Origin of the sequence: Haloarcula sp. Atlit-7R (assembly GCF_003666065.1) — an archaeon.
Lineage (GTDB): Archaea > Halobacteriota > Halobacteria > Halobacteriales > Haloarculaceae > Haloarcula > Haloarcula taiwanensis.
The window spans coordinates 22,759-32,589 of the sequence record NZ_QXIK01000024.1 but is presented as its reverse complement, the minus strand read 5'-3'; the positions used below and the strand labels follow the sequence as shown (position 1 = coordinate 32,589).

The window sequence follows — 9,831 nt, the reverse complement described above, 5'->3', positions numbered from 1 at the left end:
GGCCACAGCGGCGGGGTTGCCTCCCGTACCCATCCCGAACACGGAAGATAAGCCCGCCAGCGTTCCGGGGAGTACTGGAGTGCGCGAGCCTCTGGGAAATCCGGTTCGCCGCCACCATTCATACCTTACACAGCCCACCCGGGAGAGACATCTCTCCCGAGTGGGCTTTCTGTATTTATAAGTAGTGGGTAACTACACAATCGCCCCGAGTGTGTACTGTATGAGTCGCGAAGTCAAACTGAATGAACTCACGGCACTTCTCGAGACGGCGACGTACCCGCTCTCGGTCGCAACTGCGCGGCAGGAGTTTGAGGATGTACGGCTCGTGTACGCAGACGGTACCGAACCGTTAGCTGCGGTACTGGATCGGGTCGAAGACGAGCAGTTCGACTCTCCCGACGAAGCGCAATCGTCGATCTATAACTCTATCCCGGCTGAGGGAGTCGGCGAACCGGGCCAGTCAGGGGGCGGGGGCTGATCGAATCCGCTACTCTTAAACGAACGAATTGAGTACTTCTATTTGCGCCAAGGTGGCAGAGTCTGGCCTAACGCAGCGGCCTGCAGAGCCGCCCATCGCCGGTTCAAATCCGGCCCTTGGCTTTTGACTTCTTGACACGTCGGAGACCCAAGTAGACAATCCGGATGGACTCGCTTGCTGACGCCACAAAGTCACCTGAGATCACTTTGTGCGCAGGGCAGAACAGACTAATGTGACCACTTGCTCATCTGAAATAACCTTTGGGAGACAGTAGTTAGTATAGCCCCGGAAACTGTGTCCTGGCAATATAGGGAGTCATGAACCCCAGTGCGTAGCCGAGGAAGTGCTCATACAGATTTAATACACCGCTATCAACCTGTGGGCTAGCGGGGAACGCGATAATTGGAACAACAAAAAGTAGCAAAACAGTGAGTAACAGCAGGTCGGTGTACCCGGTTGCCCGCATTGCAGATTTGATCTTCGTCCATGCATTGTCGGTCTGATCGTACACCGAAAGGCCATACAATACTGTACTGAGCACCGCCGCTAAAACCAGACCGGCGGTGCCCAGCAGTACTGTTGGGTTCTGAAGGAGCACAGACTGGAGACTCAACACTGCAATAAACCCCAAACTTGCAAAGAATAAAGTTGGCGCGAACACGCTGACTGGACCGATATCGAAGTTCGTGTCAAGGTACTCACTCACTGCCAGTGGGAGGTAGCCGGCAAAGACCATGATGACTCCTGAGGCACCGAATGTTACAGAAGACCTGGCAATCGCGAGATTCAGATACGAAAGAACAGGAGGAAACGCAACGAAGGTCGTGAAGGCAAACACTCGGAACTGCTGCTGACGACCGCTCAGGACGCATAGGACATACAGTACTGGGATCAAGAGGACGTACAACCCGACGTTCGTAATCAGGTGTCCGAACTCGAAATGAACGAACGCAGACGTAACCGCTGCGAGTAGAGTGGGATCCGTATAATTAAAAACGAGCGACTCACGCATCCCCAGCGGAAGGCTGTATCCGAGCCACAGAAGTAGTGGAAATGAAAGTAGAAGGGCAATATCGAAGAGCCGTACCTGCTCCGAAACGGCTTGTCGTACCGATTTTCTCGTCCGCTTGTCGGTAATCGTACTGATATCAGTGTATACCCGTGTTATTTAAATAAGCACTCGGCTACGGATATCAGACTTGATTCTGTGGTAGTATCGGACGTATCCACCAGTTATGTCTCTGATCGGTGGTGTTGTAGAATCACAGATAGCACCGCTGACCTGGTATCAACTCTTATTTGTCGGCACCAGTATTACAGTTGCAATGGGGTTGTTGGGACGGGAAACACGACGGACAGTCGTCGACAACTACGAATTGCTACTGATTTGTCTGGTTGCCATCGCTGCGGCTGGCGGATATCTCACGTATACGGGGCATGTTGCTCCGGGAACGGAGACAACCACGCGACAGGTGTCGTCGTGGCAATCGTCTGGATCGTTCTCGCATAATACGACAGTTCGCAACGGTACCTCAGCGTTTCCCGAGGGTGAAGTGCTTGAAGACCAGCCCGTGTACCTCCGAAAGGTCGCTCCTGTATTGGACGGCGTGTTTGCATACACATACAGCGCTAGTAACGAAAGCGACCTCACCGCCTCGGCTGACATATTCGTCCAGTATCGATCCGTCGAATCGACGCAAAACGGCGAGCTCGTTTACTGGGAGGTAAAACGCACACTGACACAAGACACCGAGCGCTCGTTGGCTACGGACGAGCGTATGGCAGTCCCGTTCTCGCTGAATGTCAGTCGCGCAGCTGAAACTGTTCGGCGTATCGATTCGGAGCACGGCCAGACATCCGGCCGACTGGAGATCGCGGTGATTTCTGAGCTTGCTCTCTCGGGAACACGTAACGAGCGGTCGGTCGACACAGTTCGCACGTACCGACTCCAGATTATTCCGAGCCAGAGCAGTTATCGTGTTGCAAACGCCGGCCCGGTGACGAACGGCGGTGACCAAACTGTCGAAACACAGGTCGAGAAGAGCTACGGACCGCTCTGGATGCTCGGTGGCCCAGCACTCCTCTTTGGTGGCCTTGGTTGTGCTGCTGCTCTCGTCTACGGGCACATGACCGACTATCTCACACTGACTGATGCCGAGTGCCGGTGGCTCGTATACAGGTCTGCCCGCGAGGAGTACGACGAGTGGATAACCGTCGGCCGGGCTGATCCAGTCGACGACGATATCTGGACCACTTCCGTTGATTCGCTTGTCGGTCTCGTAGATATCGCCATCGACACCGACGAACGTATCATCGAGTCGGATAGTGATTCTACTCTTATCGTGTACACAGGCGACCGACTGTTCCGGTACGAACCTCCGCCAGAGCCCGGGGCTGCTGTCACTGCCGGAGATAGTGGCGCTGAATCGTCGGACTGAGTGAGTATTTTACTGCTTTTCCGTGCTGCTGTCAGTGGCGTTCGGCCCGGGCGGTGCATCGAGCTTTGGGAGCAATCGATACCCGGTCACCGTGCCGGCTGCAGCGGAGAACGCGAGCGCGGCAACCAGTTGCGGGACTGGGCCGAAGCCAGCGCTCGAAACCGCTGAGACGATAAGCACCGTAAGCACGATTCCGGCGAAACCTATCGCCGCTTCACGGACAGCGACGTGGCGGAACCGGTGCCGGCGGTCACTCGGTTGTGTCTGGAGTACCGGGAGGACATCATGATATCGCGTTTGCACGAGGTAATTCGTCACTACGGCGAGAAGGCCAGCGATGAACGCCCACAATCCCCAGTTAATTCCGAATGCAGGGTCGAAATCGGGTGCGAATCCGCTCGGCTCGGCCGGCTGTTGGTTTTCGGGTTTCGACGGCGCGGGCTCGGCGCCACCGCCGGCCACGGTTTCGGTCTCTCTGTCGCTATCTGCGGGTGTCTCGGTCGGTGTCCCGACGCCAGTACCGCTGCCATCGCCTCCTCCGTCAGCAGGCGTTTCGGACTCGTTCCCGTCCTCGCCTGCGGCCCCGTTCGTCGAGCTATCGTCCCCTGGCGTTGGCGTCGGCGTTGCGGAATCGCTTCCGGCCTGCGTCCCGCCGCCTCCGTCGCCACCGGGTGAGATACCGCCACCACCCCCGCCGGTGCTCTCGTCGCCTTCGGTTGACCGCTGTTCTGGAACAGGGACGGTGATGGATACTGTCCCGGTAAAGTTGCGTTCTGCTGGTGTCACCGCCAGCCCAAAGCGCACTGATTCGTCTGGCTGTAACGAGACAGTATCACCGGCGACCCGTGTGCCAGTGTCCATCCGATATATGCGAACTGTTTCCGGCTCGCTGTCCAGCTCGATGGCAGCAGCACTACTATTCCCCTCGTAGCCTGCAAAGCCAACGACAAACAGGTCGTCGACACGGGTCTGACCGTTCGGGAGCACCGGTGCGAGACTGATACGTAGCTGTCCCGTCTCGTCGTATTCGGCGTACTGGTCCCCGTTTGCAGTGTCAGCGGGAGCCAGATAGATGCCGGAGTTCCGGTCGGGTGCCACTTCGTCGCCGGTGATGAAAGCACCCGTCGCCATAGCGGTCCCTGTCAAAAGGACGACCGCTGCCATGACGGCGACGAGTGTGCGATTCATAGGTGGTTGTGTTGTCCCGGCTACGTCGTGTCTTCGTGTGGGCCTGTATCTGGACCTGTTGGTCGACAGTCAGCGTCGGACTCGGGTTTCACTTACTGTTGGACCGCCTCGACGATGAAGGTCACATCGCTAATACTATTGAGGTTACTGCCATCAACGCCGTCATCTCGGAGGTCGACAACGATGTCTATCTCCACGGTGTCGCTATAGCCACCGTCTGAACTCCCACCGTCGGGGTCGAGCGTGATAGCCTGCGCTGAACCGACAATCGATGCATCAGCGCTGCCCGAGCGGAAGTCCAGAACCTCACCGTTTGTGGGGTCGTCCCCAACGCCCGTGGTGCTATCATTGATGTAGAGAGTGACCTTCGACGCACTGTTGTTGTCGACCTCCAATGCGTTCTCGAAGGTGGTCTTCGCTCGTTCGTTGAGGTCCGTCTGTTCAAACTTGATGATGTCAACCGATTCATTCGAGTCTGTTCCGATGATGCCTGTGGCACCGCTCCCCGGGCTAAACCCCACCTGTGCTGACCCGGTATCGCCGGTGACCTGCAGATTGACGTTCCGGTCTGCTTCGATAGAAGTGAACGCACCGGATCCAAACACCGCACCAGTCCCCACACTGGCTGCACCAATACTAAGCAGAAAGCCACGCCGATTCATTGAAGCGTAGTTCACGGCATAGTGGCTTAGTATTGAACAGCGTTAGCAGCTTCAATGAATGCTTTAGCCGGGCTAATGCAACAAAATAGTAAGTGGTAACCTCTCGATAAGCGAACTGAACATGAAACTGAATCGTAGAAGCGTACTCGGTCTCATCGGGACAGTCGGTATCGGATCCGGCGTGGCATTCGGCTCTGGTGCATTTAGCACTGTCAGCGCGACGCGTGAGGTTGAAGTCAATGTCGTCGGTGCTGACGGCAACGGCTCTGAGATCGCAACCGAATTTACCGACGTGCTTGTCGACGCGTCCGCCGCTGAGGTCGCGCTTCGGAATAGTAACGGCACTCTTGTTACCGATGCCACGACCCTGTTTCCGACGAGCTCTGACTCCCTAACTACCGACGGCGGCACGACTGTTTCGACCGACTACGTAAGCCTCATCGCAAACGATGTGTCTGTTGTCTTTGGCTACGAGGACAGTGGAACCGACGAGCGACTGATGCCAAACAGCACGTACGACTATTCGAGCGGGTTCTTCAAACTAGTCAACAACGACGACGGAAGCGGATCGAACTTTAACGTCGATCTGGATACTGGGAGCGGTCTCCTTACCGGAATTGGCGGTAGTACGGATTCCTACAATCAAGAGGTGTCTGCTGGCTCGGTTTCCGATCTCTCTGCGACTCTCGAAACGGGCGACAGCGCCACAGAAACTGAAGATCTGACGATCACAATCACTGAAGCGTAACGCCTGCCCTGCAGGTCGAATCTTTCCCTTCACCACGCCCTGCCGCCGCCAGACGCCTGTCCCTGACGGTGGCTGTCTACCGTGGAAAACCATTTACTTACCATTTAGAATCAAATACGAACAAAAAATCTATCAAGTAGTACAGCATAAGCAGAGATATGGGACAGGTGGGGGTTAGCCGACCAGAAGAGCGACAGCTATCGCGCGATGACGTATACGATATACTAAGCAACCAACGACGTCGGTACGCTTTGCACGCAATAAAACAAGAAAACGAGCGTGCTGAACTCTCTGACCTTGCCGAGCAGGTCGCTGCGTGGGAAAACGACAAGTGCATTCAGGAGATCACGTCCACGGAGCGACACCGCGTGTACACGTCGATGCAACAGACACATCTCCCGACGCTTGAACGCGCGGGCGTCATCACGCACGACAACGGCACCGTAACGCTGACCGACACTGCTGACGGCCTTGATGTGTACCTCGACGTTGTGCCGGGGGATTCGATACCGTGGGCGGAGTACTATCTCGGACTCGCCGCTGTCTCGTTAGCGCTCGTCGTCGCTGTCTGGGTCGGTGTCTTCCCACCGTCGGTTCCGTCGCTCGTGTGGCCGACAGTGATTACGCTGCTATTCCTGGTCTCTGCGGCGTACCACGTCAAGGAGACTCGCCGGCTGCAACTCGGCGCGGCGGATAAGCCGCCGGAGCTGCTGGAATGAGTAAAAAGTGGACCCGGCGCAGTGCACTCGCGTTCATCGCCAGCGGTGCAGGCCTGCTTGCGGCCGACACATCAGGTGTCACTACCATTGACGCAGAGCGGTCCAGTAACCTGGGGACGGCCAGTGACAGCGATGCGCTGCTTGGTGTCGACATCGACCCAGTCAGTGGAATGGACGGCCAGCAGGTGATACTGGCAACACTCACAAACAACTTCGACCAGCAGCTCACGAGTGTTAGCGCCAGTCCCGGCCCGGCTCCGCCGTTCGAGACCGTCCAGACACCGAACAGGCTTCTGCCGGGCGAGAGCGGCGATGTCACAACGACGCTTTCCTGTGATTCAGAAGGGACGCCGACTGTGACCCTCGATATCACTGCGACCGGTCCCGACAGGCGTGTCGAACTGAGCCGGTCGCTTTCAGTCGAGTGTCGCGATCCCAGAGTGTCGTGGTGGCGCTTCGAAGACGTTAGCAGAACGGTTGTCCCGGATTCGTGGGCTGCCGGCAACGATGCCGAGCGTGAGTTTCGTCCCGGCAGAGGGTCCGACTTCCTTTTCGAACCTGACCTAGTAACATCACAACTGGGCCGCGGCGAAGTGCTGAATTTTGATGGTGACGATGCTGTTACCGTTCCCGACGACGAGACGCTTGACTTGACCGACGACTTCTCGCTCTCCGCCTGGGTATTCCCGCGAACCCAGGGCGGCCTCACGCGATTGTTCAGCAAATGGAACTCCCGTAACGAGAATAGCTATCAGTTCGGCTTCGGTGGCGGTTGGCAGGGCTCTGACGACAGAGAACTGCTCATTGAAACCACCGACGAATACAAGCTCACGGGTGTCTCACTGACGGAGAACCAGTGGGCACACGTCGTCTGGACCCACGGTTCACAGGACAAGGTGTACGTCAATGGGACTCAAAAGGGGCAGACGTTTTCACTCCCCGATGCGCAGGCGTCCACGCAACCGCTTCGAATCGGGACCGGCATCAACCCCGGTGGGAACGCTATCTACGGATTCAACGGCGCCATGGACGAGCCTAAAATATACGATGCCGCACTCACTGCCGACCAGGTGAGCACACTCTACAGCTCAAGCACGGCAAGTGCAGGCGGTGGTGGCGGCGACATCACCAGCTAAACTCGCCATCACTCACGTCCGAGCAGGCGACGTATCTGCCGCTTCAGCGGAACCGACCGGTCCCGGCTTCGCTTGCGCGTCGTTCCGAACCCGAATGTCGCCCCAACTGCCGCTGCAAGGCTTCCGAGAACCAGGAAATTGAACGCTCCGATGGCCACCAGCGGGTGGACTCTGTGCAGCCCTGCGATGACGCCCGGCGGTGCTAGCAGGAAGTAGCGATGCTCTTCAACGGTCACGACTGCCCGTTCGCCGGGCGGCGGGGCAGTCACCGACAGCGTTGCCGTCGCCGACCCGCCGCGCTGGACGACAAGCCGGTTACGGTCCATCGTTGCGTTCGGGTGTGGGGATTTGAGGACGATGAGCATCGTCACCAGGCCGCCGTTTTCCGCAGTGAATTCGCTTTCGACAGGCTCGCCCGGTGTGACCTCTTCGCTCGCACTATCGATGGTGACGCTATGTGTGCCGCTCGGAGCGACCATCGCGGCGTTTGCCGGCACGAGAATCAACACTGCCAGTGCGAGTATGATCGTCCAGCCGTTGATCGCGTCGCCATCGCGCGACCGAGTTCGGTCTCTGGTTTGCCCTTCACTGGCCCGGAAGCTGTCGACGAAGACGAGTAGAAACAGCCCGAGCCCGATAGAGATGAACAGTCCACTGAGTCCCTGCCCGCTCGTCAGGTCGCTGTTGCTTGCACCGCCAACCAATACCAATCCACTTTCCGCCGCCGTTCGAGCGGAGCTGATTGCGGTCCCGAGGCCGGGGAGCCGGACGACCTGTCCGTTGACCTGTAGTGCTGTCGCGACGACTCGGTCGTCAGTGACGACCGGCTCGCCGCCGCTCTGGTCTCTGAACGGGTTGTTGTCCCCTTTCGTGATGTACCCCGCTTCGGTCTCCGCGACGACCCGGTGTGTGGTCAGTCCGCCGCCCTGTAGCTCGACCGCTTCGAACACAATAACGTCTCCCGGCTCAATCTCGCCAGCGACGGGTGCAGGAACGGCGACAAACGCGTCACCCGTATTCAGCGTCGGCGACATACTTCCCGATGTCACGTACCCCAGCAGGATCGGCTGTCCGAGGAGTTGTCCGATAACGAGGGAGAGAACGACGAGGACAGCAAGCAGGGTGAACGCGTCCTCGACGGCCTGCCGCAGCATACCTGCAGTAACCGGCCACAGGTTTTCAACCCTCCGAACAGCGGAGGAGTCGCGGTGTGTCAACCAGTTATCGGTACGGTTCGAAACCGGCGCGTGCTGTCTCTGGACGCAACGCGCTGCCGTCTGTTGACCGCGCGGCAGGGGTTGGACTACTGCCCGTCTCGATTACTCCGTTTCGACAGGGATCGTGTGGACCTGTCGGAGCGGTTCGATGTGGTGTTTCGCTGTCTCGTCCAGTGGAAAGGTCCCGTGGATATCGGCCGGGACCTGGCCGTGGACGACACGCCCGAACGGTGCGGCGGCGGTCGGGTACACCTGCTGGGCCAACCGGGCGACAGGGGCTGCGACATCGAGCCCCTCCAGCGCTTCCTTCACAGCCGCTTCGCCGACGTGGACGGACTCGCCTTCGATCAAAATGAACGCGAACGGTGGGTCGTCGAACTGCGCTTGGAGGAACACCTGAATGGCGTCGGATTCCCAGGGGACCGGCGTGATGTCCGTGGCACAGCGGGTTACCGTCTCGGCAGCGCGCCGGAACAGGTCGGTACTGCCGTCGTAGACGAGAAGCGACTGAGTCACACCAACTGTACGGGTCTGGGCCGTTTGAACGTTGTGTCGTGTCACAACGGCTTATACGTCTGCACCTCGACCGTCCTGTATGGACGCGCGGGACGAACCAGTGGCAAAACTCGCCCGCCGACTCGAAACGGCACTGGCGCGCACACTCGATGATAGCGTGTCGTGGACGGTCACGACTGACAACCCAGTCATCGCTCGACTACCCGACCGCGAGTTCGTGTTCGAACAGCGCGATGGGCCGGACGGATACCGGTTGACAGTCGTGTTGCGCGCGGACGGTGCGGTTGTGAGCAAGTTCGGGCAGTTCGAGACCATCGATAACGCAGTCGAGAAGGTTGTGTCTCTTGTCCGGGCCGACGTTCGGTACACCGTTTGCTGTGACGGCTAGCTGTCACAGTGCTGGACCCGGTCTGTGTGGCTAACTCGGTGCCCCCGTGTCAGTCAGCAAACACCGCTTGGGGGTAATCTCTATACCAATCCCACACCAATAGTGGGCCGTATGAGTCTGCTCAAGAGCAAGCATCTCCTCAACGGAATCGTCTCGCTGGTGGTGAGCGTCGCTATCACTGTCTGGCTGGCTGATGACGAAGACGCGCCCTGGAGCCTGACTGATATGGCCATGGCCGTCGCTGTTTCGTCGTTTCTGTCCGGCTTTTTTACTAGCTACTTCGCTGACTGACAGTCGGACGCCTCTGTGCAATGGGGGAACACCGATGCCGTTCCGGTCCG

At 58.2% G+C, this 9,831-nt stretch carries 12 protein-coding genes, 1 tRNA gene and 1 rRNA gene; 9 read left to right on the top strand and 5 right to left on the bottom strand.

Annotation, left to right across the window (positions count from 1 at the left end; translation table 11 throughout):
- From rrf to D3D01_RS21710, 3 genes are all read left to right on the top strand, one after another.
- Positions 1-117, top strand: a 5S ribosomal RNA gene (gene rrf, locus D3D01_RS21720); the annotation flags it as partial.
- A gap of 103 nt (positions 118-220) precedes the next feature.
- Positions 221-478: a hypothetical protein gene (locus tag D3D01_RS21715; RefSeq protein ID WP_121513742.1), complete on the top strand. Its 258-nt coding sequence runs from the start codon at positions 221-223 to the stop codon at positions 476-478.
- Positions 479-524: 46 nt separating this feature from the next.
- Positions 525-600, top strand: a tRNA-Cys gene (locus D3D01_RS21710).
- 152 nt (positions 601-752) lie between these two features.
- Here the strand turns inward: D3D01_RS21710 and D3D01_RS21705 are convergent.
- Entirely contained in the window at positions 753-1,490 is a 738-nt protein-coding gene (locus D3D01_RS21705; protein WP_199725571.1) for a hypothetical protein, read from the bottom strand.
- 313 nt (positions 1,491-1,803) lie between these two features.
- Between D3D01_RS21705 and D3D01_RS21700 the strand changes: the two genes are divergently transcribed.
- Positions 1,804-2,916 carry a DUF5305 family protein gene (locus D3D01_RS21700; RefSeq protein WP_121513740.1) on the top strand — a complete coding sequence of 371 codons (1,113 nt, stop codon included), beginning with the start codon at positions 1,804-1,806 and terminating at the stop codon, positions 2,914-2,916.
- Positions 2,917-2,925: 9 nt separating this feature from the next.
- On the opposite strand, the gene D3D01_RS21695 is transcribed toward D3D01_RS21700, so the two are convergent.
- Positions 2,926-4,104, bottom strand: coding sequence for a hypothetical protein (locus D3D01_RS21695; RefSeq protein WP_121513739.1), 1,179 nt, complete (start codon positions 4,102-4,104; stop codon positions 2,926-2,928).
- A 92-nt stretch (positions 4,105-4,196) separates the two neighbouring features.
- Positions 4,197-4,724 carry a hypothetical protein gene (locus D3D01_RS21690; protein WP_199725569.1) on the bottom strand — a complete coding sequence of 176 codons (528 nt, stop codon included), beginning with the start codon at positions 4,722-4,724 and terminating at the stop codon, positions 4,197-4,199.
- Between the two features lie 163 nt (positions 4,725-4,887).
- On the opposite strand from D3D01_RS21690, the gene D3D01_RS21685 reads away from it, so the two are divergent.
- The 3 genes from D3D01_RS21685 (at position 4,888) to D3D01_RS21675 (ending at position 7,369) form a co-directional block, all read left to right on the top strand.
- Positions 4,888-5,514, top strand: coding sequence for a hypothetical protein (locus tag D3D01_RS21685; protein WP_199725567.1), 627 nt, complete (start codon positions 4,888-4,890; stop codon positions 5,512-5,514).
- Between the two features lie 158 nt (positions 5,515-5,672).
- On the top strand, positions 5,673-6,233 hold the full coding sequence (locus tag D3D01_RS21680) for a hypothetical protein (RefSeq protein ID WP_101349021.1): 561 nt from the start codon (positions 5,673-5,675) through the stop codon (positions 6,231-6,233).
- Positions 6,230-7,369, top strand: a complete 1,140-nt coding sequence (locus tag D3D01_RS21675) for a LamG domain-containing protein (RefSeq protein ID WP_121513736.1) — start codon at positions 6,230-6,232, stop codon at positions 7,367-7,369. Before D3D01_RS21680 ends, D3D01_RS21675 begins: the two co-directional genes overlap by 4 nt.
- 8 nt (positions 7,370-7,377) lie before the next feature.
- On the opposite strand, the gene D3D01_RS21670 is transcribed toward D3D01_RS21675, so the two are convergent.
- Both D3D01_RS21670 and D3D01_RS21665 read right to left on the bottom strand, forming a co-directional pair.
- On the bottom strand, positions 7,378-8,523 hold the full coding sequence (locus tag D3D01_RS21670) for a signal peptidase I (RefSeq protein ID WP_121513735.1): 1,146 nt from the start codon (positions 8,521-8,523) through the stop codon (positions 7,378-7,380).
- 165 nt (positions 8,524-8,688) lie between these two features.
- Positions 8,689-9,102, bottom strand: a complete 414-nt coding sequence (locus D3D01_RS21665; protein ID WP_121513734.1) for a hypothetical protein — start codon at positions 9,100-9,102, stop codon at positions 8,689-8,691.
- A 79-nt stretch (positions 9,103-9,181) separates the two neighbouring features.
- On the opposite strand from D3D01_RS21665, the gene D3D01_RS21660 reads away from it, so the two are divergent.
- Both D3D01_RS21660 and D3D01_RS21655 read left to right on the top strand, forming a co-directional pair.
- Complete coding sequence (locus D3D01_RS21660; RefSeq protein ID WP_121513733.1) at positions 9,182-9,490, top strand: hypothetical protein; 309 nt, start codon at positions 9,182-9,184, stop codon at positions 9,488-9,490.
- Between the two features lie 111 nt (positions 9,491-9,601).
- Positions 9,602-9,781, top strand: coding sequence for a hypothetical protein (locus D3D01_RS21655; RefSeq protein WP_004518239.1), 180 nt, complete (start codon positions 9,602-9,604; stop codon positions 9,779-9,781).
- The last annotated feature ends 50 nt before the right edge of the window (positions 9,782-9,831 follow it).